The 20,502-nt window shown below is 73.3% G+C and carries 20 protein-coding genes; 10 read left to right on the top strand and 10 right to left on the bottom strand.

Annotation, left to right across the window (positions count from 1 at the left end):
- Positions 1 to 123: 123 nt before the first annotated feature.
- Positions 124 to 1,758: a FadD3 family acyl-CoA ligase gene (locus tag ACIBBH_RS37080; protein ID WP_399412448.1), complete on the bottom strand. Its 1,635-nt coding sequence runs from the start codon at positions 1,756 to 1,758 to the stop codon at positions 124 to 126.
- A gap of 101 nt (positions 1,759 to 1,859) precedes the next feature.
- On the opposite strand from ACIBBH_RS37080, the gene ACIBBH_RS37075 reads away from it, so the two are divergent.
- The 3 genes from ACIBBH_RS37075 to ACIBBH_RS37065 are packed head-to-tail and all read left to right on the top strand — an operon-like array spanning position 1,860 to position 4,224.
- A complete protein-coding gene (locus tag ACIBBH_RS37075; RefSeq protein ID WP_399412446.1) occupies positions 1,860 to 3,014 on the top strand; it encodes a lipid-transfer protein in 1,155 nt (384 codons plus the stop codon).
- A gap of 8 nt (positions 3,015 to 3,022) precedes the next feature.
- Complete coding sequence (locus ACIBBH_RS37070; protein ID WP_399412444.1) at positions 3,023 to 3,436, top strand: Zn-ribbon domain-containing OB-fold protein; 414 nt, start codon at positions 3,023 to 3,025, stop codon at positions 3,434 to 3,436.
- Positions 3,433 to 4,224 carry an enoyl-CoA hydratase/isomerase family protein gene (locus ACIBBH_RS37065; RefSeq protein ID WP_399412442.1) on the top strand — a complete coding sequence of 264 codons (792 nt, stop codon included), beginning with the start codon at positions 3,433 to 3,435 and terminating at the stop codon, positions 4,222 to 4,224. Before ACIBBH_RS37070 ends, ACIBBH_RS37065 begins: the two co-directional genes overlap by 4 nt.
- Positions 4,225 to 4,373: 149 nt before the next feature.
- Here the strand turns inward: ACIBBH_RS37065 and ACIBBH_RS37060 are convergent, their stop codons facing one another.
- Positions 4,374 to 6,776 (bottom strand): PQQ-binding-like beta-propeller repeat protein, encoded by a 2,403-nt coding sequence (locus tag ACIBBH_RS37060; protein WP_399412440.1) that lies wholly within the window; start codon positions 6,774 to 6,776, stop codon positions 4,374 to 4,376.
- A gap of 179 nt (positions 6,777 to 6,955) precedes the next feature.
- Complete coding sequence (locus tag ACIBBH_RS37055) at positions 6,956 to 7,678, bottom strand: VOC family protein (protein WP_399412439.1); 723 nt, start codon at positions 7,676 to 7,678, stop codon at positions 6,956 to 6,958.
- Between the two features lie 122 nt (positions 7,679 to 7,800).
- Here ACIBBH_RS37055 and ACIBBH_RS37050 point away from each other — a divergent pair, with 122 nt between their 5' ends.
- Complete coding sequence (locus ACIBBH_RS37050) at positions 7,801 to 8,448, top strand: TetR family transcriptional regulator (RefSeq protein ID WP_399412437.1); 648 nt, start codon at positions 7,801 to 7,803, stop codon at positions 8,446 to 8,448.
- Positions 8,449 to 8,516: 68 nt separating this feature from the next.
- Here the strand turns inward: ACIBBH_RS37050 and ACIBBH_RS37045 are convergent, their stop codons facing one another.
- A complete protein-coding gene (locus ACIBBH_RS37045) occupies positions 8,517 to 9,011 on the bottom strand; it encodes an Lrp/AsnC family transcriptional regulator (protein ID WP_399412435.1) in 495 nt (164 codons plus the stop codon).
- 82 nt (positions 9,012 to 9,093) lie between these two features.
- Here ACIBBH_RS37045 and ACIBBH_RS37040 point away from each other — a divergent pair, with 82 nt between their 5' ends.
- The gene (locus ACIBBH_RS37040) at positions 9,094 to 9,714 is read left to right on the top strand and encodes a LysE family translocator (RefSeq protein ID WP_399412433.1); all 621 of its coding nucleotides are present in this window, start codon (positions 9,094 to 9,096) and stop codon (positions 9,712 to 9,714) included.
- An 11-nt stretch (positions 9,715 to 9,725) separates the two neighbouring features.
- On the opposite strand, the gene ACIBBH_RS37035 is transcribed toward ACIBBH_RS37040, so the two are convergent.
- Both ACIBBH_RS37035 and ACIBBH_RS37030 read right to left on the bottom strand, forming a co-directional pair.
- Positions 9,726 to 10,202, bottom strand: a complete 477-nt coding sequence (locus tag ACIBBH_RS37035) for a nitroreductase family deazaflavin-dependent oxidoreductase (protein ID WP_399412431.1) — start codon at positions 10,200 to 10,202, stop codon at positions 9,726 to 9,728.
- Positions 10,202 to 11,386, bottom strand: coding sequence for an acyl-CoA dehydrogenase family protein (locus ACIBBH_RS37030; RefSeq protein ID WP_399412429.1), 1,185 nt, complete (start codon positions 11,384 to 11,386; stop codon positions 10,202 to 10,204). Before ACIBBH_RS37030 ends, ACIBBH_RS37035 begins: the two co-directional genes overlap by 1 nt.
- Before the next feature lie 132 nt (positions 11,387 to 11,518).
- Here ACIBBH_RS37030 and ACIBBH_RS37025 point away from each other — a divergent pair, with 132 nt between their 5' ends.
- Positions 11,519 to 12,691 carry a thiolase C-terminal domain-containing protein gene (locus tag ACIBBH_RS37025; protein ID WP_399412427.1) on the top strand — a complete coding sequence of 391 codons (1,173 nt, stop codon included), beginning with the start codon at positions 11,519 to 11,521 and terminating at the stop codon, positions 12,689 to 12,691.
- A gap of 52 nt (positions 12,692 to 12,743) precedes the next feature.
- Positions 12,744 to 13,412: a pyridoxal 5'-phosphate synthase gene (locus tag ACIBBH_RS37020; RefSeq protein ID WP_399412425.1), complete on the top strand. Its 669-nt coding sequence runs from the start codon at positions 12,744 to 12,746 to the stop codon at positions 13,410 to 13,412.
- Here the strand turns inward: ACIBBH_RS37020 and ACIBBH_RS37015 are convergent.
- From ACIBBH_RS37015 to ACIBBH_RS37000, 4 genes are read right to left on the bottom strand one after another with little or no spacing between them, the layout of a single operon-like run.
- Positions 13,398 to 14,267, bottom strand: coding sequence for a GNAT family N-acetyltransferase (locus ACIBBH_RS37015; RefSeq protein ID WP_399412423.1), 870 nt, complete (start codon positions 14,265 to 14,267; stop codon positions 13,398 to 13,400). The two genes, ACIBBH_RS37020 and ACIBBH_RS37015, sit on opposite strands and share 15 nt — an antisense overlap.
- Positions 14,268 to 14,307: 40 nt before the next feature.
- Entirely contained in the window at positions 14,308 to 14,910 is a 603-nt protein-coding gene (locus tag ACIBBH_RS37010) for a GNAT family N-acetyltransferase (protein WP_399412421.1), read from the bottom strand.
- Positions 14,911 to 14,936: 26 nt separating this feature from the next.
- The gene (locus ACIBBH_RS37005; RefSeq protein WP_399412419.1) at positions 14,937 to 15,335 is read right to left on the bottom strand and encodes a Zn-ribbon domain-containing OB-fold protein; all 399 of its coding nucleotides are present in this window, start codon (positions 15,333 to 15,335) and stop codon (positions 14,937 to 14,939) included.
- Positions 15,336 to 15,785 carry a DoxX family protein gene (locus ACIBBH_RS37000; RefSeq protein WP_399412417.1) on the bottom strand — a complete coding sequence of 150 codons (450 nt, stop codon included), beginning with the start codon at positions 15,783 to 15,785 and terminating at the stop codon, positions 15,336 to 15,338.
- 381 nt (positions 15,786 to 16,166) lie between these two features.
- Between ACIBBH_RS37000 and ACIBBH_RS36995 the strand changes: the two genes are divergently transcribed.
- The 3 genes from ACIBBH_RS36995 (at position 16,167) to ACIBBH_RS36985 (ending at position 20,502) form a co-directional block, all read left to right on the top strand.
- Positions 16,167 to 17,354 (top strand): flavin-containing monooxygenase, encoded by a 1,188-nt coding sequence (locus tag ACIBBH_RS36995; RefSeq protein ID WP_399412415.1) that lies wholly within the window; start codon positions 16,167 to 16,169, stop codon positions 17,352 to 17,354.
- Positions 17,355 to 17,482: 128 nt separating this feature from the next.
- The gene (locus ACIBBH_RS36990; protein ID WP_399412413.1) at positions 17,483 to 19,711 is read left to right on the top strand and encodes an acetate--CoA ligase family protein; all 2,229 of its coding nucleotides are present in this window, start codon (positions 17,483 to 17,485) and stop codon (positions 19,709 to 19,711) included.
- Complete coding sequence (locus ACIBBH_RS36985) at positions 19,702 to 20,502, top strand: enoyl-CoA hydratase/isomerase family protein (RefSeq protein ID WP_399412411.1); 801 nt, start codon at positions 19,702 to 19,704, stop codon at positions 20,500 to 20,502. The genes ACIBBH_RS36990 and ACIBBH_RS36985 overlap by 10 nt, the downstream gene beginning before the upstream one ends.

Below are 20,502 nucleotides of genomic sequence, written 5' to 3'. Positions count from 1 at the left end.
CGCCGAAGGCGACGCGAGAGCGCAGCGCAGCGGAGCGGAAGCGCCCTTTACTCGGCTCGCGCAAGCACGACAATCGACGAGAAGCGGGCGGCCCCCACGCCCGCTCCCCAACCGGCGTCCACGTCACCCACCCCCACACTCCCGCCCGCCCCGCACCCCGCCCCGCAACTCGCCCTTGACCACCTTCCCGCTCGCGTTCCTCGGCAGTTCGCCCACGAACTCCACCACCCGCGGCACCTTGTAGTTCGCCATCGCTCTGCGTGCCCACGCGATCAGGTCGTCGCCGGTGAGCACCGCGCCCCGGCGGCGGACCACGAAGGCCTTGCCGACCTCGCCCAGTCGGGCGTCCGGGACGCCGATCACGGCCACGTCGGCGACGTCCGGGTGGAGGCCGAGGAGTTGCTCTATTTCCGCCGGGTAGGCGTTGAAGCCGCCGACGATGTACATGTCCTTGATGCGGTCGGTGATGCGGAGGTTGCCGGCCTCGTCCAGGACGCCCACGTCGCCCGTGCGCAGCCAGCCGTCCCGCGTCACCGCTTCCGCCGTCGCCGCCTCGTCCTCGTAGTAGCCCCGCATGACGTTGAAGCCGCGGACGAGGATCTCCCCCGGTCGGCCAGGGGCAACCGGCGTTCCCTCCCCGTCGACGACCCTCACCTCCGTCCCGGGTATCGCCCGCCCCGACGTCGACGCGATCACCGGCGGTTCGTCGCCCCGGCGGCACATCGTCACGATGCCGCTCGCCTCGGACAGGCCGTACGCCGTGAGGACCGTGCCCACGCCCAGTTCGCCTCGTAGGCGTTCGACCAGGCGCAACGGCACGACCGCCGCCCCCGTCACCACCAGCCGCAGCGCCGACAAGTCGTGTGCGTCCCTCGCCGGGTGGTCCAGCAGTGACTGGTGGAGGGTGGGGGGGCCGGGGAGGACCGACACCCGTTCCGCCGTGATGTTCGCCAACGCCGTGTCCACGTTGAACACCGGCTGCGGGATCATCGTCGCGCCCCGCATCAGGCACGCCATCACGCCCGCCTTGTAACCGAAGGTGTGGAAGAAGGGGTTCACTATCAGGTAGCGGTCGTCCTGCCTCAACCCCGCCAGGTCGGCCCATACCTCATACGCCCTCAGCGTCTGCGCGTGCGTGATCATCGCGCCCTTGGGGCGGCCCGTCGTGCCCGACGTGAAGACGATGTCCGACAGGCTGTCCCCGTCCACGGCCGCGGCCCGCCGCCGTACCTCCGCCTCCCCCACGCCCTCCCCGCTCGCCAGGAAGTCCTTCCACGTGCGGAAGTCCGGCGGGGCGTCGTCCGACATCACCACCGCCTGCTCCAGGTCCGGCAACCCCGGCAGGGGACCGTCCAGGTCGCCCGCGTCCCCGCCCGCCGCCCGCCTGAGCGACGCCACGTACGAGGTCCCCAGGAACGTCCCCGTCACGAACAGCAGCCGTGCCCCGCTCCTCCGGAGCACATCCGCAGCCTCCGTCCCCTTGAAGCGCGTGTTGAGCGGAACCAGGACCGCGCCCGCCGACACCGCCCCCAGTGCCGCGACGATCCAGTCCAGGGAGTTGGGGGCCCATATCCCCACCCGGTCGCCGGTCGCGATGCCGTTCGCCAGGCAGGCCGCCGCCGCGCGTTCCACCCGCGCGCCCAGTTCCCCGTACGTGATCCTCGTACGGCCCTCCACCACCGCCTCGGCGTCCGCGTACCGTCGCGCCGCCGACCGGACCAGACCCGGGATGCTGCCCCATTCCACGTCACCGCGCACGACAACCGGCCTCCAGTAACCCAGTAGCTGACTGACCGTCAGATTAGCTGTAACCTGACGGCCTGTCAGCGGTCGGCAACCCGCTCGGAGGTGTGCGCACCATGCCAGGAACCGGCCTCAAGGACGCCACCGCCATCGTGGGGATCGGGCAGACCGCCTTCGCCAAGAGGCTCCCCGAGGACGAGAAGACCCTTGCCTGTCGTGCCGTCCTCGCCGCTCTCGAGGACGCCGGGATCGCCCCCCGCGAGGTCGACGCCCTCGCCTCCTACACCATGGAGGAGACCGATGAGGTGGAGCTGGCCAAGGCCGTCGGGTTCGGTGATCTGACGTTCTTCAGCAAGGTCGGCTACGGGGGCGGCGGCTCCTGTGCCACCGTCGCCCACCTCGCCGCCGCCATCGCCTCGGGGCAGGCGACCGTCGGGGTCGCCTGGCGGTCACGGAAGCGCGGGAGCGGGCCCCGGCCGTGGACCAACACCGCCGTCCAGCTGCCCACCCCCGCGCAGTGGACCCGGCCCTTCGGGCTGCTGCGGCCCGCCGACGAGATCGCCATGCTCGCCCGCCGCTACATGCACGAGTACGGCGCCACCCGGGATCATCTGTTCAACGTCGCTCTCGCCTGCCGGAACCGGGCCAACCAGAATCCCGCGGCCGTGATGTACGAGCGGCCCCTCACCCGCGAGATGTACATGACGTCGCGGTGGATCAGCGAGCCCCTCTGCCTCTTCGACAACTGCCTCGAGACGGACGGGGCCCTGGCCTGCGTGGTCGTCAGCAAGGAGCGGGCGCGTGACTGCCGGCAGCGGCCCGTCCACGTCCACTCCGCCGCCCAGGGGCTCCCCGCCCAGCACCACGGCATGGTCAACTACTGGAACGACGACCCCCTCACCGGTCCCGCCTGGAGTGCCGCCCGGCACCTGTGGAAGCACGCCGACTTCACGCCGGAGGACGTCGACGTGGCGCAGATTTACGACGCCTTCACCGCCCTCGTACCGCTCTCCCTGGAGGGGTACGGCTTCTGCGGGCGGGGCGAGGGCGGGGCGTACACGGAGGGCGGGGCGCTGGAGATCGGGGGGCGGCTGCCCGTCAACACCGGTGGGGGCGGGCTCTCCGAGGCCTATGTGCACGGCTTCAACCTCATCAACGAAGGTGTGAAGCAGCTGCGCGGGGTCAGTACCGCGCAGGTGCCCGGTGCCGCCACCTGCCTCGTCACCGCCGGTGAAGGCGTGCCCACGTCCGCGCTGCTGCTGAGGAGTTGACCCGTCCCATGCTGAGCCCCGTCATCGACACCGACGGCGCCCCCTTCTGGCGGTACGCCGCCCGGGGCGAGCTGCGCGTCCAGGCCTGCGCCGACTGCGGTGAGGTCCGCTTTCCGCCCCGGCCGTGCTGTCCGCACTGCCAGTCCTTCGCGAGCCAGTGGCGGGCGGTCTCGGGGCGCGGGCGCGTCTGGTCGTACGTCGTGCCCCATCCGCCGCTCCTGCCCGGCTACGCGGAGCAGGCGCCGTACAACGTCGTCGTCGTCGAGCTGGAGGACGCGCCCCGGATCCGGCTCGTCGGGAACCTCGTCAGCGGGGCCGGTGCGCCGCTCGACTCCGTCGACAGCGACCGGATCCGGATCGGCGCGCGGGTGCAGGCCGTGTTCTGCGACGGTCTGCCGCAGTGGGTCCTGGAGCGGCCGTGAGCGAGCACCCGCGCGGCACCCTGCGCGTCACCGTCGACAAGGAGACGGGTGTCGCCGTCGTCGTCCTCCATCGGCCCGAGCGGCTCAACGCCATCGACCTCACCATGGTCGCCGAACTGCGGGAGAACTGGCGGCAGTTCCGGTTCGACGACGCCGTGCGGGCCGTCGTCCTCACCGGCGCCGGAGAGCGGGCGTTCAGTACGGGGATCGACCGGGACGCCGTCGTGCCGCAGCCCTCGTCGCCGTACATGCAGGACGATCCGCTTCTCGCGGTCGGGCCGAAGGCGAACGACCTGTGGAAGCCGGTCGTCGCCGCCGTGGCCGGGATGGCCTGCGGGGGTGCCTTCTATCTGCTGGGGGAGAGCGAGTTCGTCGTCGCCGACACCACCGCGGCCTTCTTCGATCCGCACACCGCCTACGGCATGGTCAGCGCCTACGAGTCGGTGCTGATGGCGCAGCGGATGCCGTACGGGGAGGTCGCCCGGATGGTGCTCATGGGGAACGCGGAGCGGATGGGGGCGCAGCGGGCGTACGAGATCGGGCTCGTCTCCGAACTGGTGGAGCCGGGGCGGGCGGTGGAGGCCGCCGTGCGGTGCGCGTCGGTGCTGGCGGGGTATCCGGCGGCGGCCGTGCAGGGGACCGTGCGGGCGCTGTGGGCGGCCGGGGAGGCGGGGCGGGCGCAGGGGTGGGCGCAGGCGCCGCATCTGGTCGCGCTGGGGAACCTGCCGGGTGAGCGGCAGGCCGAGTTGTTCGCGGGGCGTGGCCGGGGGGAGCCCCGGATCCGCTGAGTCACCGCGTGGCGGGCGCCGCCCACTGGGCGTAGCGTCTGCTCTGAGAGCAGTGACCGAGCGGTCACCGCTCCTGCCCGGTACGACGGCCGCCGTCCACAGCCCCTTCCGTGCGACTACTGGTACGACGGCCGTCCCCCCGGTTGGTGTCATGCCGTGCGCGCGGTGCCCGTGCCCTTCTCCGCGTCCAGCGCGTACACGCAGCGGTCCTTGCTGCACGCGTACACCACGCCGTCCTTGACCACGGGTGAGCCGGTGATCTCGCCGCCCGTCGCGAGCTTCCAGCGCAGGCGGCCGTCGTCGGCCTTCAGGGTGTACAGCAGGTGGTCGGTGGAGCCGAAGTGGATGCGGCCCTCGGCGACGGCGGGGGCGCCCACCACGTCGCCGCCCGCCTGGAAGCGCCACTTGGGGGTGCCGGTGACCGCGTCGAGGGTGTAGAGGCCCTTGCCGCTGCCGACGTGGACGTGGCCGGCGGCCACCAGGACCGGCTCGATGGAGGACCGGGACTCGGTGGCGATGCGCCAGCGGTCGCGGCCGTCGGTGGCGTCGAGGGCGTAGACGGTGCCGAGGTAGTCCGCCAGGTAGACGCCGCCGCCGGTGACCGCGGGGCCGGGCGCGAAGGCGGGCGGGCAGAGGAAGGCGGCGGGGGCCTCGAAGTGCCAGCGGACCATGCCGCTCGCCGCGTCGACGGCGAGGACGCGGGTGCCGGCCGAGATGTACACATAGCCGTCGGGAGCGGGGGTGAGCCGGACCGGGACGCCGCCGCAGGTGGCCGCGTCGCCGATGGGGTACGACCAGCGCTCCTCGCCGGTGCGGGCGTCCAGGGCGCGCAGGCGGGCGTCCTGCCAGACGTAGACGGTGCCGTCGTGCAGGGCGGGGCCGGCCTCGGGGGACTCGAAGTCGGTCTGGCAGCCGGTGATCTCCCACAGTTTCCGGCCGCTGGAGGCCTCCCAGGCCTGGACGCCGCCGCCGCGGGTGCCGGTGACGACGGTGCCCCGGTCGGCCTTGAGGGAGTACACCCAGGAGTCGGTGGACAGCCGCCACAGGTCGGTGCCCTCGCGGCAGTCCAGGGCGAACAGGGTGGGGCCGTCGGAGGCGTGGACACGGCCGTCGGCGACCGCCATCGACCAGGCGACGTCCCTGGTCTTGAAGCGGCGGCGGCCGGTGGCCACGTCCAGGGCGTGTACCTCGAAGGAGGTGACGTAGACGAGGTCGCCGTCGACGGCCGGGGTGCCCCAGACGTCGTTGGACATGCGGAAGCGCCAGGGGCGCCAGCCGGACGCGGTCTCCGGGGGCGCGGGCGGCGGCGCCGGTACGGCGGGGTCGGCGCCGTTGACGCCGGGGCGGGGGCGGGACCAGCTGGCGACCAGGCCGGCCTCCGGCGGGGGTGCCTTGACGGCGGCGGCGCGGGCGTCGGCGACGCGGGGGCCGGGGCCGATGGGCACCTGGGCGCCGGCCAGCCGGACGGGGCCGGGGTCGGGGCCTGCGGTGGGCGTTCCCACCGCGCCCACGGGTCCGCCCGTCGGTGCTCCCACCGGTGCGGGCGCGGAACCCGGGGCGGATACCGGAACGGGGGGGTCGTACGACGGCGGCGGGGGCACCGCGGCCCGGTCGGCGCTGCGGGGGCCGGAGGACGGGGACGGCTTGGCCGCGGGCCGGCCGCCGCGCCGGGCCTCGATGAGGGCGACCGCCTTCTCCGGCAGCCAGGCCGAGGCCGTACCGCTGTCGTCGGAGCCGGAGCCGAAGAGGTGGGGGGCCAGCTGGGCCTGGAGGTCGGCGGGGTTGGGGCGGGCCGTCGCCTCCATCTGCATGCAGGACTCGATGAGCGGGCGCAGCTCGTCCGGGAGGCCTTCGAGGTCGGGGCCCTCGCGCAGCAGCATGAAGACGGTCTCGACCGGGTTGGCGCCGTGGAAGGGCGGGTGACCGGTGGCGGCGAACACGAGCATCGAGCCGAGCGAGAACACGTCGCTCGCGCCGGTGACACTGCGGGAGTCCTTCGCCTGCTCGGGCGACATGTAGGCGGGCGTGCCCACGGCCACGTTCGTCATCGTCAAACGTGTGTTCGATACGCCGGACGCGATGCCGAAGTCGATGACCCGGGGGCCGTCCTCGACGACGAGCACGTTGGACGGCTTGAGGTCGCGGTGGACGAGCCCGGCGCCGTGGATGGACTGCAGGGCCTCCGCGACGCCCGCCGCGAGCCAGCGCACCGCCTGGGCCGGGAGCGGGCCGCACTCGTTCACTATCTCCTCGAGGGAGGGCGCGGGAACGTACGCGGTGGCGAGCCAGGGCACGGCGGCGCGCGGGTCGGCGTCCACGACCGCCGCCGTGTAGAAGCCGGAGACCGCGCGGGCCGCCTCCACCTCGCGCGTGAAGCGGACGCGGAACAGCTGGTCCTCGGCGAGCTCCGTGCGGACCGTCTTGATCGCCACGCGCCGGCCGGACGCCGAGCGCGCGAGATAGACCAGCCCCATGCCGCCGGCACCCAGCCGGCCCAGCACCTCGAACGGCCCGATCCGCCGCGGATCGTGCTGCGTCAGCTGATCCACCACTTGCCTGCCACCTCCCCGTACGAGCCGCGTCACCCACATATGTACGCGACCCCGTGCAGCGTCTCACCACCGCACCGCCGCGGCGGCACGCACCCCGATTCTTCCTGGCCGGGGACCAGGTTGCGAACCCGGCGACCAATCGGGGTGTCCCGCAATAAAAGGGGTGAAAGCCCTCGGTTTCAGCGGTGGAGCAGCGCGAAGGACGCCCCCTGGTTGTCCGTGACGACGGCCACAGTCCCGTACGACGCCTCGAAAGGCGCCGCCTGCACCCGGCCGCCGAGCCGCTGGACCGTCCCCAGCGAGTCCTGGAGGTTCTCCACCCGGAAGTGGACGAGGAAGTGCGGGGGCATCTCGGCCGCGAAGACGTCGGAGACGGGGGCGCGGCCGAAGTCGGGCTCGGCGTCGGTGCCGAAGAGGGCGTCCTGGAAGAGGCCGCCGTAGAAGGCGTTGGCCGCCTCGGTGTCGCGGGCGTACAGCTCGGCCCAGACGAAGGTGCCGGGCGCGTGCCGCCGTACGAAGCCGGGGTGGCTGCCCGGCTGCCACAGGCCGAAGACGGCGCCCTCCCGGTCGGCGGCCAGCGCGGCCGTGCCCAGGTCACCGACGGGCAGCGGCGCCATGACGATCTGTCCACCGGCCGCGACGATCCGCCGCGAGAGGGCGTCGGCGTCCGGGGTGGCGAAGTACACCGTCCAGACGGTGGGCATGCGGCCGTCCGTCTTGGGTGCGAGGGCGGCGACGGGTTCACCGTCCAGCCGCGCCCATACGGAGGCGCCGTACGCCTCCTCGAAGGTCCACCCGAAGAGCTCCCCGTAGAACCGCTCCCCGGCTGCCACGTCGGGCAGCTGCGCGTCCACCCAGCAGGGGACGCCCTCTCCGTACACCGATGCCCTGTTTTCGGCCATGTCGCCAAAGTAGCCGTGCCTCGCGTACCGCGCAGACCAGGCACACCACCCTTCTCGCGCCCGTGCACCCCATTTGCAGTCGGCCGAATAGCGCTGGGATCACCCCTCGGTAAGCTGACGGCATGACAGGACAAGTGCGTACCGTCGACGGCCGCGTGGCCGGCCGGCGTGGGCAGGCGACCCGGCAGAAGCTGCTCGACTGCCTCAGCGAGATGCTCAGCTCCTCCCCCTACCGGGACGTCAAGGTCATCGATGTCGCCCGGAAGGCGGGAACTTCGCCCGCGACCTTCTACCAGTACTTCCCGGACGTCGAGGGCGCCGTCCTGGAGATCGCCGAGCAAATGGCCGCCGAGGGCGCCGGGTTGACCGAGCTGGTCGCCGGGCGGACCTGGGCCGGCAAGGCGGGTTGGCAGGCCGCGCAGGAACTCGTGGAAGGATTCCTGGAGTTCTGGCGCAAGAACGATGCCATCCTGCGCGTCGTGGACCTCGGCGCCGCCGAGGGGGACAAACGGTTCTACAAGATCCGCATGAAGATCCTCAACTCGGTGAACAACTCCCTCGCGGAGTCCATCACCGAGCTGCAGTCCAAGGGCAGGGTGGACAAGGACGTGAACCCGGCGGCGATCGCGGGCTCACTCGTCGCGATGCTCGCGGCGGTGGCCGCGCACCAGAAGGGCTTCACCTCCTGGGGCGTCAAGCAGGCCGAACTGAAGCCGAACCTGGCGCTGTTGGTGCACCTGGGTGTGACGGGCAGGAAGCCGACGAAATAGGCCGCTTCCGATCCTTTACTCAGCAAGCCCTTTTTCCAGGCCCCAAGTCCTGTCTGGCAGGCGGTGGTTCACGTGGTGAACCACCGCCTGCCGCCTTGTGCCCCCATGCCTTGGGCCGGCAACGGCCGGTCCGTCACCACGTGCTTCATCACCAGCGTGGACGTCAGCCGCTGCACGCCCGGCAGGGTGGCCAGCCGCTCGTCGTACAGCCGCTGGAAGGCGGCGAGGTCGGCGGTGGCGACCCGCAGCAGGTAGTCCGGGTCGCCGAAGAGACGCTGGGCGTCGAGGACGTACTCCACCTCGCTGACCGCCCGCTCGAACTCGGCGACGGTGTCCCGGTCCTCCTGCCGCATGGACACGAAGACCAGCGCCTCGAAGGTCAGCCCGACGGCCGCCGGGTCCACCACCGCGCGGTACCCCCGGATGGCGCCGGACCGCTCCAGCTCGCGCAGCCGGCGGTGGCACGGCGAGACGCTGAGGCGCACCCGCGCGGCCAGCTCGGTCACGGTCAGCCGCCCGTCCCGCTGGAGCTCGGCAAGGATTTTCTGGTCCACGTCGTCCATGAGGAAGATATTTGCCCACTTCGCGCGATCACGGGCAATTTTCAGAAACACATTCGGGCCATTCGCGTCTAATGTCCCCATCATGGACTCCGTAAGCCTCCTCTCCTTCCTCGCCGTGGACCTGCTGCTGGTGTGCGTGCCGGGCGCCGACTGGGCGTACACGATCGCGGCCGGCCTGCGCGGCCGGTCCGTGCTCACCGCCGTCTCCGGCCTGGTCGCGGGGTACGCGCTGCACACGGCGCTGGCGGTGGCGGGCCTGGCGGTCCTGGTCGCGAGCTCGCCCCGGCTGCTCACCGCGCTCACGGTGGCGGGCGCCGGGTACCTGGTGTGGCTGGGCTGGGGCGTGCTGCGCCGGCCGGGTGTCCCGGGGGCGGGCGAGGCCCTCGACGCGAGCGGTCCGCGCGTCTTCCTACGGGGCGCCACGATCAGCGGGCTGAACCCCAAGGGCCTGCTGCTCTACCTCTCCGTGCTCCCCCAGTTCCTCACCGCCGGCGGCGCCCGCCTGCCCGTACCGGCCCAGACGGCGGCCCTCGGCCTGCTCCACATGGCGTGCTGCGCGGCCGTCTACCTCACCGTCGGCGCCCTCTCCCGCGCGCTGCTGACCGCCAGGCCCGTGGCAGCCCGGGCGGTCACGCGGACATCGGGGGCGGCGATGCTGGGCATCGGCGCGTTTCTGCTGGTGGAGCGGCTGGCGACCCTGTAGGTGCGGGGCCTTCACCGCCGTGCGATCCGGAAGATCCGGATCTCCCGCTCCACCCGCGCCTGGTACGTCGCGTACGGCGGCCAGAACGCCAGCAGCGTCTTCCAGGCCACCGCCCGCTCCCGCCCCGCCAGCAGCCGGGCCGTGACGGGGATGTCCTCGCCCTTCCAGCTGACGGAGGCGTCGGGGTGGGCGAGGAGGTTGGCGGTCCAGGCCGGGTGCTCGGTGCGGCCGAAGTTGGAGCCGACCAGCAGCCAGCTGCGCCCGCCCTCCTCCGGCAGGCAGGCGAGCGGCGTACGGCGTGGCAGCCCGCTGCGGGCGCCGGTCGAGGTCAGCACGACGCCGGGCAGCAGCTGGGCGCTGAGCAGCACCTGGCCCCGGGTGAGCCGGTGGACGGCCCGGTCCAGGGCCGGTATCACGTGCGGGGCGATCCTGGCGAAGCCCCGGGTGGACGACACCTTCTGCACCAGCCGCGCTCCGATGGCCGCCATCAGACCGTCACCTCCCGCGCCGCGAAGAGCCGGGCCGCCTCGGCCGCCCGCGCCCGCAGCCGGTGCACCGGCCCGAACAGCAGCTCGTCCCCGGCGGCCCGTTTGAAGTACAGGTGGGCCTCGTGCTCCCAGGTGAAACCGATCCCGCCGTGCAGCTGAATCGCCTCGCCGGCCGCGCGCCGCAGTGCCTCCAGCGCCTGGGCGAGGGCCAGCCCGCCGGCCCGCTCGCCGTGCGCGGTCGCCCAGGCGGCGTAGTACGCGGCCGACCGGGCCGCCTGCACCTGTACGTACACGTCCGCGAGGCAGTGCTTGACCGCCTGGAAGGAGCCGATCGCCCGGCCGAACTGCTCGCGCTGCCCGACGTACTCCACGGTCCGCTCCAGCGCCCGGCCGGCGGCCCCGACGGCCTCGGCGGCGAGCACGGCGGCGGCGGTGTCGCCGAGTGCGGCGAGGGCGGGCAGTACGTCGGCCTCCTCGGCCCCCAGCAACTCGCCGCGAGCCTGCCGGAGTTGGACCCGTCCCTGCGGCCGGGTGGCGTCGAGAGCGGTCCGCCGGGTGCGTACGACCCCCTCGGCGTCCCCTTCCACCAGGAACAGCAGGGTCCGGGGCCGTGCGAACCCTCCGGTGTGCGCGGCGACGACGAGCAGTCCGGCGCTGTGCCCGTCCAGCACCTGGTCGGCCTGCCCGTACAACCGCCACCCGCCCCCTTCCGCACGGGCCTGCACACCCCCCGCCCGCCCCCCGCCGGCCCACTCCCCGCCGTTGTCGCCGGTCAGGGCCAGGGCGGTGGCGAGGGCGGTGCCGGGGACGGCGAGGGCGGCGGTGAGCGTGCCGGCGGCGAGGCGGGGCAGCAGGCCGGCGCGCTGGGCGTCGGTGCCGAGGGCGAGGATCAGCGGGGCGCCGAGGACGCAGGTGGCGAGCAGCGGGGAGGGGGAGAGCGCCCGCCCCGCCTCCTCGCAGGCGAGGGCGAGTTCGGTGGCCGAGCAGCCGACCCCGCCGTAGGCCTGGGGGAGAGCGAGCCCCGGCAGGCCGAGCTGGTCGGCGAGAGCGGCCCACAGGGCGGGGTCGTGCCCGCCGGGGCTGTCGAGGGCGGTCCGCAGCTCCTGCGCCCCGCAGCGTTTGTGCAGCAGCTCGCGCAGAGCGCGGCGGATCTCGTTCTGCTCGGCGGTGAGGCGCGTGTCCATGGCTCATCCCTCCGACCTGATCTGACGGGCCGTCATGTTAGGGCGGGAGGGAAGGGAAGCCCAGAGTCACGACGGGGCACGAGGAGATGCGGCACCTGCCGCGGCCCCCGTATCTGATGTACCGTCAGATTCATGACGCCAGGGAGCCGGAAAGTCGCCGTGGTCGGTGTGGCCCTCTCCGACTGCGGCCGGATGGACGACGCGACCCCGTACGCCCTGCACGCCCAGGCGGCCCGCCGCGCGCTGGCGGACGCGGGCCTGGACCGCGCGCACGTGGACGGCTTCGCCTCGGCGGGGCTGGGCACGCTGGCGCCGGTGGAGGTGGCCGAGTACCTGGGCCTCAGGCCCACCTGGGTCGACTCCACCTCGGTCGGCGGCTCGACCTGGGAGGTCATGGCGGCCCACGCTGCGGACGCGATCGCCGCCGGCCACGCGAACGCGGTACTGCTGGCCTACGGCTCGACGGCGAGGGCGGACGTCAAGGCGGGCAGACGCACCGGGAACCTGTCCTTCGGGGCGGGCGGTCCGCTCCAGTTCGAGGTGCCGTACGGCCACACGCTGATCGCCAAGTACGCGATGGCGGCCCGCCGGCACATGACCGAACACGGCACGACCGTCGAGCAGTTGGCGCAGGTGGCGGTTCAGGCCCGGGCGAACGCCGCCCTGAACCCCGAGGCGATGTTCCGCGACCCGGTCACGGTCGACGACGTCCTGTCCGGCCCGGTGATCGCCGACCCCTTCACCAAGCTGCACTGCTGCCTGCGCTCCGACGGCGGCGCGGCGGTCCTGCTGGCGGCCGAGGAGTACGTACAGGACACCCGCTCGGCCCCCGTCTGGATCCTCGGCACCGGCGAGCACGTCTCGCACGCCGCCATGTCCGAGTGGCCCGACTTCACCGTCTCCCCCGCGGCGGTCAGCGGCCGCCTCGCCTTGGCACGGGCCGGAGTACGCCCCCAGGAGATCGACTTCGCGGAAATCTACGACGCCTTCACCTACATGACCCTCGTCACCCTGGAAGACCTCGGCTTCTGCGGGAAGGGCGAGGGCGGCGCGTTCGTGGAGAAGGGGCGGCTGCTGGTGCGGGGCGGGGAACTGCCGGTGAACACGGACGGGGGCGGGCTGTCGGCCCAGCATCCCGGGATGCGGGGTTTGTTCCTGCTGGTGGAGGCGGTGCGGCAGCTGCGGGGCGAGGGCGGGGAGCGGCAGGTCCGGGTCGCGGGGGGCGAGCTGCCGCGGCTGGGGGTCGCCTCCGGGACGGGGGGATGGTTCTGCTCGTCCGGGACCGTGATCCTGGGACGGGAGTGACACCGGGGTGCCCGCACGCCCCTCGCGCGCTCCGGGCGTGATACTGGCGCCCATGGCACCAACCGATCTCCACAAGCTCCTGAGGTCACTGCGGGTCTGGGACCCCGAGGTCACGGAACTTCCGCCCTTCGACCCGACGACCGCGCCCCCGACCCCGCTCACCCTCTTCACCACCTGGTTCGCCGAGGCGGTGGCGGCCGGGCAGGCCGAGCCGCACACGATGTCGCTGGCGACGACGGACGAGGACGGCCACCCGGACGTGCGGATCGTGATGCTGCACGGCGCCGACGCCGACGGCTGGTCCTTCGCGACCCACGCCACCAGCCGCAAAGGACGGCAGCTCAGCGCCCACCCCTACGCGGCTCTCGCCTTCTACTGGCCGGTCCTCGGCCGCCAGGTCCGCGTCCGGGGGCCGGTCACCGCCGCCCCGTCCGAGGAGAGCCAGGCCGACCTGCACGCCCGCTCGACCGGCGCGCTGGCGGCGGCGCTCACCGGGCGGCAGAGCGAGGTCCTGTCCTCGGTGGAGGAGTTGCGGCGCGCCTCGCAGGCCGCCTGGAAGCAGGCCCGGGCGAACCCGGCCGCCCCCTCCCCGACGTGGACGATGTACCGGCTCCGCCCGGAGGAGGTGGAGTTCTTCCAGGGGGACCCGGAGCGCCGGCACGTACGGCTCGCCTACCGGAGCACGGCGTTCGGCTGGGAGCGGACCCTACTGTGGCCGTGAGGCGAACCGGTACTCCGCGAAGTCGGCCACGCTCCGGTAACCGATCCTCTGGTACAGCGCGTTACTGGTCGGATTCGCCAGGTCGGTGAAGAGGAGCACCTCCATCCCGGCGTCGCGCCCGACCCGGCTGACCTCGGCGGTCACGGCACCCGCGTAACCGCGCCCGCGCAGGCCGGCCGGGGTGTAGACGGGCGCCACCCGGACCTGGCCGGCGACCGGAGGGATCACGCCGGCCATGGCGACGGGGGTGCCGTCGGGGGCCTCCCAGAGGGTGACGCCGCCCTGGGCGATGCGGGCGTCGGCCCAGGCGCCGGCATCGTCGAAGCCGCGCCGGCCGACCGCGTCGGCGAACTCCCCGTACCAGCGGACCAGCAGCTCCCGGTCCGCCGTCCCGGCCACGCGCGCCCGGCCGTCGGGCACCGGCTCCGGCACGGTCAACCCGTCCAGCCGGTAAAGCCGTTGCAGCTGATGCAGCGCGCCCCGGGCCTCCGCCCGCCGCTGCCACGCAGCCGCGAACGCGTCCGCCGTCTCCCGCTCGGCCGAGACTCCGGGGACGGCGTGCCCGAGGGCGAGCAGCCGGGCGGCGAGGGCGTCGGCCTCTTCGGCGCTCACCGGAGTGACGTTCAGAGGGTGCGGGGGCGTGTGGAACACGGCCGCCCGTACGGTGCCGTCGGCGTGCGTCAGCAGTCCGAACAGGGGCGCCTCGGCCCCGTAGACGTGCAGCCCGCGCCTGCGCAGCGCATCGGTCACCGTCAGCGGCACCGTGTGCAGCGCGGGCCGGGAGCGCAGGAAGTCACCGGCGCGGGCGAGGAAGTCGTCGAGGTCTTCGGTGAAGTGCCAGTCATCGGGACGCATGCCTCATGATCTCGCCCAATTCCCGCGCGCCGCCTCCCGATTACGGCATGCCCGGCTCCGGATCCGTCGCGAGCCGCGCATGCAGGTGCACGTCCCGGAACGCGTCCAGCCGCCCCGCCTCGAACATCGCCCCGCGCAGCGTCCCCTCGTAGGGGAACCCGCACCTCCGCGCGATCCGGCACGACGCGTCGTGTCCGACCGCGTGCCCCAACTCGAGCCGGTGCAGGTCGAGTTCCGCGAACGCCCAGCGCGCGGCGAGGGCCAGTGCCCGCGCGGCGACCCCGTGGCCCCGCGCCTCCGGCAGGACCCAGTAGCCGACGCGCGCGACGCGGCAGACCCGGTCGATGGCGTTGACGCCGATGTGTCCGAGGGTCGTACCGCTGCCCGCGTCCGTGACGCGGAAGGGCACGCAGTCGCCGGCCGCGGCGCTCGCCGCCTGTGTGCGCAGGGAGTCCCGGGCGCTGTCGAAGCCGGTGACGGCCTTGAGAGGGGTGTTCCAGCGCCGGAACTCGGGGTCTTCCCGGCCGCGCATCCAGGCCGCCACGTCGGCGTCGGAGTCCGCGTCCCAGCGGCACAGGCGCAGGCCGTGGCCGTGCGGCTCGGAGGCGGGGTGGGCGGCGGGCTGCTCACGCGTGGGGGCCATACCGCCATTCAATCCCGTGGCCCGCCTCACTGCGCCACCGGCCTGAAGACGGGCACCCCCTCCCGGAACACCGCCTCGACCGCCAGCCCCGCCCGCAACCGCCCCGCCGCGCACTCCACGACCTCCGTCATCATCCGGGGGCCCTCCGCGAGGTCGACCACGGCGGCGACGTACGGGGTGCGGTCGCCGAAGGGCGGCAGGTCGTTGCGGTGGACGACGGACCAGGTGTAGAGGGTGGCCCGGCCGGTCGCCCGGGTCCAGGTGACGTCGTCGCTCCAGCAGTGGGGGCAGAACTCGCGGGGGTAGTGGTGGGCCCGGCCGCACGCGCGGCAGCGGCGCAGGAGGAGACGGCCTTCGGCTGCCGCCTCCCAGTAGGGCCGCGTGAAGGCGTCCGGCTCGGGGAGATCGAACCGCGCCGCTCCCATTCAGAACCACCCCAGCACATGGTCGACGGACCACACCTGCCAGGACATCCCCAGCAGCGCGACCACCGAGATCAGCGCCATCATCGAGTTCTGCCCCTGCTCGGCCCAGTCGTGGATCATGAGGGCGAAGTAGAGGAGGTTCAGCAGCAGGCCGCCGACGAGGGCGATCGGGGTGAGGAAGCCGGCGACCAGCCCCAGGCCCAGTGCCAGCTCCGCGTACACCACCACGTACGCCATCAGCCGCGGGCGCGGCCTGACCACGGCCTCGAAGCCGGAGCGGACCGCGTTCCAGCGGTGCTTCGCCGCGACGTCCGCGGCCCAGGCGATGCCGGTGCCGCGCTCGAACCAGCCTTTTTTGTCCTTGTGCCGCCAGCTCTCCAGCCACCACAGGCCGAGCCCGATGCGCAGCACGGCCAACCACTCGGCGCCGCTGAGCCAGATCGCGTCCATGACATCTGACGGTACGTCAGATCCCTGGGAAAGCCGAGAGGCGGTACGGGAAATGCTGTGCATCGGCCGTGAAGCTGTGCGTCCCCGCAGAATCCGCGACGCATTCCAACGCCGACCCGGGCGACTTCGTCAAGTGGATCGCCAAGGTGACCGGACACAAGGCGAACAACCCCCGGCCGCGGTGCCCGTTCCCGTCCGTCCCGGACACCGCGCGCCCGCGAGGCCGGGTCCCCGCGCACCGGGGCCCGGCGTCGCGGGCTTCGTTGTGTGATCACCTACGTCACCGGTCCCACCCATTACTCCTACAGGCGTGATCAATCCGCAACCAATTCCGGTCTTGACCGAGACCCATCAACGCGGTGCGTGATTACGCTCCCGCTCATGGCCGACTCTGCCCTGTCCGCGAGCCCCACCGACCGCCCCGTCTACGTCATCGGCGCCGGCCCCGGCGGCCTGGCCGCCGCGTACGCGCTGCGCGCCCGGGGCATACGGGCGGTCGTCCTGGAGAAGTCCGACCGCGTCGGGGCGTCGTGGCGGCGCCACTACGACCGGCTGCACCTGCACACCACCCGCCGCCTGTCGGCCCTCCCCGGGCTGCCGATGCCGCGCCGGTTCGGGCGGTGGGTGTCCCGGGACAACGTGGTGCGCTACCTGGAGAAGTACGCCGAGCACCACGAGCTGGAGATCGTCACCGGCGTCGAGGTCTCCCGGATCGAGCGCCTGGCCGACGGCACGGGCTGGCTGCTGCACGCCTCCGGCGGGCGGGAGCTGACCGGCGGCGCGGTGGTCGTGGCCACCGGCTACAACCACACCCCGCGGGTGCCCGACTGGCCGGGGCTGGAAGCGTACGGCGGGGAGTTCCTGCACGCGGGCGGGTACCGCAACGCCGCGCCGTACGCCGGGCGGGACGTCCTGGTGGTCGGGATCGGCAACACCGGTGCCGAGATCGCCGTGGACCTGGCGGAGGGGGGCGCCTCCCGGGTACGGCTGTCGGTGCGGACCGCGCCGCACATCGTGCGCCGGTCGACCGCCGGATGGGCCGCGCAGTACTCGGCCGTGCTGGTACGGCGGCTGCCCGTCGCCCTCGTCGACCGGCTCGCGCGGCCGGTGGCGAAGCTCTGCGTGCCGGACCTGTCGGCGCACGGGCTGCCCCGCCCCGGCACCGGGCTGTACAGCAGGGTCAAGGAGGGGTCGATCCCCGTGCAGGACGTCGGTATCATCGACGCCGTGCGCAAGGGGAAGGTGGAGGTCGTGGCCGCCGTCGAGGGGTTCGAGGACGGCAAGGTGGTCCTCGCCGACGGCACGCGCGTCTCGCCCGACGCCGTGATCGCCGCTACCGGGTACGTCCGCGCCCTGGAGGGCCTGGTCGGTCACCTCGACGTGCTCGACGGCCGCGGCAAGCCGGTGGTGCACGGCGCCCGCGCCCCGAAGAACGCCCCGGGCCTGTACTTCACCGGTTTCACCAACCCCATCAGCGGCATGTTCCGCGAGCTGGCGATCGACGCACAGAAGATCGCGAAGGCGGTGGCGAAGCAGGGCGCCGGGCGGCTCTCGCGGCTGCCCGGCTGATCCCGGCCGAGCCCCGGCTTCCCCGGGAACGCCATCTTTGCGTGCACAACCAGTTCCTGACGTTGCGTCAGTTCAGTAATCTGACTGATCGTCAGTTGAATGGCTGTCACACAGGAGCGGGCGGACCGATGCTTGGATCAACCCACGGCACCCTCACCACCGACTCCCGCCGGGCCCGGGTCATCGCCTGCGGTGAGCAGCGGCCCGGCCCCGCCGTTCACGGCCGGGCGGCCGACGTGGACGAGCTGGACGTCAGCGGGCGTCCGCTGCACAAGGACGTCCCCGATCTCGACCGGTTCTTCCGGCCCGAGTCCGTCGCCGTGATCGGTGCCTCGGACGCGGAGGGCCGGCCGAACACCGGCATCACCAGGCAGCTGCTCTCCTGGGCCGAGCGGGTGGGGGCCAGGGTGCACCCGGTGCATCCCGGCCGGCCGTCCGTCTTCGGCATCCCCTGCATCGCGTCCGTCGCCGAGCTGCCCGAACAGGTCGACCTCGCCGTGCTACTGGTCGCCGACCCGTTGCCGGTGATCGAGGAACTCGGCGAGGCGAAGGTGAAGTTCGCCGTCGCCTTCGCCTCCGGGTTCGCGGAGACCGGCGTGGAGGGCGCCCGCGCCCAGGCCCGGCTCGCGGCGGCCGTGCGGCGTTCGGGGCTGCGGCTGCTCGGGCCGAACACCAACCTCAACGCCTTCGAGCGGTTCCGGGACGACCTGGACGGCCCGGCGATCGCCCTCATCACCCAGTCCGGACACCAGGGGCGGCCCGTCTTCGCCCTCCAGGAGCTCGGCATCCGGCTCTCCCACTGGGCGCCCACCGGCAACGAGGCCGACCTGGAGACCGCCGACTTCATCTCCTACTTCGCCGAGCGGCCCGAGGTCGGCGCCATCGCCGCCTACGTCGAGGGGCTCAAGAACGGCCGCTCCTTCCTGCTCGCCGCCGACCGGGCCGCCCGCCGCAAGGTCCCGGTCGTCGCCGTGAAGGTGGGCCGCACGGAGGCCGGGGCCCGTACCGCCGCCTCCCACACCGGCAAGCTGACCGGCGCCGACGACGTCGTGGACGCGGCGATGCGGCAGTACGGCGTGATCCGGGTCGACGGGCTCGACGAACTCCAGGACACCGCGGCCCTGCTGGCACGGGCGCGGGCCCCGCGTGCCGACGGGGTCGTCGTCTACTCCATCTCCGGCGGCACCGGCGCGCATGTCGCCGACCTGGCCGCCGGGGCGGGTCTGCGGCTGCCGGTGCTGTCCGAGGGCAAGCAGGCCGAGCTGCACCAGTGGATACCCGAGTACCTGAGCGTGGCCAACCCGGTCGACAACGGCGGTCATCCGGTCGGCGACCGGCGCGGCCGGAGGATCATCGACGCGATCCTGGACGACCCCGAGGTGGGTGTGCTGATCTGCCCGGTCACCGGCCCCTTCCCGCCCCTCAGCGACAAGCTCGTCCAGGACCTGGTCGACGCGGCGGAGACGACGGACAAGCTGGTGTGCGTGGTGTGGGGGTCGCCGGTCGGCACCGAGCCCGCGTACCGGGAGGTGCTGCTCGGCTCCTCCCGGGTGGCCACCTTCCGTACCGTCGGCAACTGCCTCACCGCCGTCCGCGCCTACCTCGACCACCACCGTTTCCTACGCTCCTACCGCTCCCCCTTCGACGAGGCGCCCCGCACGCCCTCCCCCTCCTTCCGCAAGGCCCGCATGCTGATGCGGCCGGGGCAGCAGCTGAGCGAGCACGCGGCCAAGCAGCTGCTGCGCGCCTACGGCATCCGGGTGCCGCGCGAGCAGCTGGTGACCAGCGCGGCGGCGGCCGTGCGCGCGGCGGGCCAGGTCGGCTACCCGGTGGTGATGAAGGCGTCCGGCGCGCAGATCGCCCACAAGACCGAGCTGGGCCTGGTGAAGATCGGCCTGACCTCCGCCAGCCAGGTCCGGGACGCCTACCGGGAGCTGACCGACATCGCCCGCTACGAGGGCGTCTCGCTGGACGGCGTCCTGGTGTGCCAGATGGTCGAGCGGGGCGTGGAGATGGTCGTCGGCGTCACCCACGACGCGCTGTTCGGGCCGACGGTGACGGCCGGGCTGGGCGGGGTGCTCGTGGAGGTGCTGCGCGATGCCGCCGTGGGTGTGCCGCCCTTCGGCGAGGACCAGGTCCGGGACATGCTCGCCGGACTGCGCGGGCGGGCCCTGCTGGACGGGGTCAGGGGCCGGCCGCCCGCCGATGTGGACGCGCTCGTGGAGGTCGTGCTGCGCGTGCAGCGCATGGCGCTGGAGCTCGGGGACGAGCTGGCGGAGCTGGACATCAACCCGCTGATGGTGCTGCCCAGGGGGCAGGGCGCGGTGGCGCTGGACGCGTTGGCGGTGTGCCGGTGAGCGTGGAGACGGCCATCCGGTACACGACGTGCGACCAGGTCTCGCACCTCACCCTCGACCGGCCCGAGGCCCTCAACGCCCTCACACCCGACCTGCGGGAACGCCTCATCCAGCTGCTGTCGGAGGCGTCCGCCGACCCGGACGTACGGGCCGTGGTCCTCACCGGGACGGGGCGCGGGTTCTGCGCGGGGGCGGATCTGCGGGGGGCCTCCAAGGCCCCGGCACCGGTCGCCGGTGACGTCGCCCGCACCCTGCGGCTGGGCGCCCAGCGGCTGATCGGCGCCGTGCTGGACTGCGAGAAGCCGGTGATCGCCGCCGTGAACGGTACGGCGGCCGGGCTCGGCGCCCATCTCGCGTTCGCCTGCGACCTCGTACTCGCAGCCGAGTCCGCCCGGTTCATCGAGGTGTTCGTGCGGCGCGGGCTCGTACCGGACGCAGGTGGCGCCTATCTGCTGCCCCGGCTGATGGGGCCGCAGCGGGCCAAGGAGCTGATGTTCTTCGGGGACGCGGTGGGCGCGGCGGACGCCGAGCGGCTCGGGCTGGTCAACCGGGTCGTGGCGGACGGCGAGCTGGACAAGACGGCCCGGGAGTGGGCGGCGCGGCTCGCCGCCGGGCCGACCCGCGCCCTCGCCCTGACCAAGCAGCTCGTCAACGCCTCGCTCGACACCGACCGGGCCACCGCCTTCGCCGCCGAGGCCGCCGCGCAGGAGATCAACATGACGACGGCGGACGCGCGGGAGGGCGTGGCGAGCTTCGTGCAGCGCAGGAGCGCCGCGTTCAGGGGCCGGTGA

Source organism: Streptomyces sp. NPDC051636 (assembly GCF_044453765.1).
In the GTDB taxonomy this organism is placed as follows: domain Bacteria; phylum Actinomycetota; class Actinomycetes; order Streptomycetales; family Streptomycetaceae; genus Streptomyces.
This window is presented reverse-complemented; position numbering and strand designations above follow the sequence as displayed.

Excerpts from the sequence above, each read along its gene's own strand:
- ACIBBH_RS37075 (WP_399412446.1), top strand. The coding sequence starts at position 1,860 with ATGCCAGGAACCGGCCTCAAGGACGCCACCGCCATCGTGGGGATCGGG.
- ACIBBH_RS37070 (WP_399412444.1), top strand. The coding sequence starts at position 3,023 with ATGCTGAGCCCCGTCATCGACACCGACGGCGCCCCCTTCTGGCGGTAC.
- ACIBBH_RS37055 (WP_399412439.1), bottom strand. The coding sequence starts at position 7,678 with ATGGCCGAAAACAGGGCATCGGTGTACGGAGAGGGCGTCCCCTGCTGG.
- ACIBBH_RS37050 (WP_399412437.1), top strand. The coding sequence starts at position 7,801 with ATGACAGGACAAGTGCGTACCGTCGACGGCCGCGTGGCCGGCCGGCGT.
- ACIBBH_RS37045 (WP_399412435.1), bottom strand. The coding sequence starts at position 9,011 with ATGGACGACGTGGACCAGAAAATCCTTGCCGAGCTCCAGCGGGACGGG.
- ACIBBH_RS37040 (WP_399412433.1), top strand. The coding sequence starts at position 9,094 with ATGGACTCCGTAAGCCTCCTCTCCTTCCTCGCCGTGGACCTGCTGCTG.
- ACIBBH_RS37035 (WP_399412431.1), bottom strand. The coding sequence starts at position 10,202 with ATGGCGGCCATCGGAGCGCGGCTGGTGCAGAAGGTGTCGTCCACCCGG.
- ACIBBH_RS37030 (WP_399412429.1), bottom strand. The coding sequence starts at position 11,386 with ATGGACACGCGCCTCACCGCCGAGCAGAACGAGATCCGCCGCGCTCTG.
- ACIBBH_RS37025 (WP_399412427.1), top strand. The coding sequence starts at position 11,519 with ATGACGCCAGGGAGCCGGAAAGTCGCCGTGGTCGGTGTGGCCCTCTCC.
- ACIBBH_RS37020 (WP_399412425.1), top strand. The coding sequence starts at position 12,744 with ATGGCACCAACCGATCTCCACAAGCTCCTGAGGTCACTGCGGGTCTGG.
- ACIBBH_RS37015 (WP_399412423.1), bottom strand. The coding sequence starts at position 14,267 with ATGCGTCCCGATGACTGGCACTTCACCGAAGACCTCGACGACTTCCTC.
- ACIBBH_RS37010 (WP_399412421.1), bottom strand. The coding sequence starts at position 14,910 with ATGGCCCCCACGCGTGAGCAGCCCGCCGCCCACCCCGCCTCCGAGCCG.
- ACIBBH_RS37005 (WP_399412419.1), bottom strand. The coding sequence starts at position 15,335 with ATGGGAGCGGCGCGGTTCGATCTCCCCGAGCCGGACGCCTTCACGCGG.
- ACIBBH_RS37000 (WP_399412417.1), bottom strand. The coding sequence starts at position 15,785 with ATGGACGCGATCTGGCTCAGCGGCGCCGAGTGGTTGGCCGTGCTGCGC.
- ACIBBH_RS36995 (WP_399412415.1), top strand. The coding sequence starts at position 16,167 with ATGGCCGACTCTGCCCTGTCCGCGAGCCCCACCGACCGCCCCGTCTAC.
- ACIBBH_RS36990 (WP_399412413.1), top strand. The coding sequence starts at position 17,483 with ATGCTTGGATCAACCCACGGCACCCTCACCACCGACTCCCGCCGGGCC.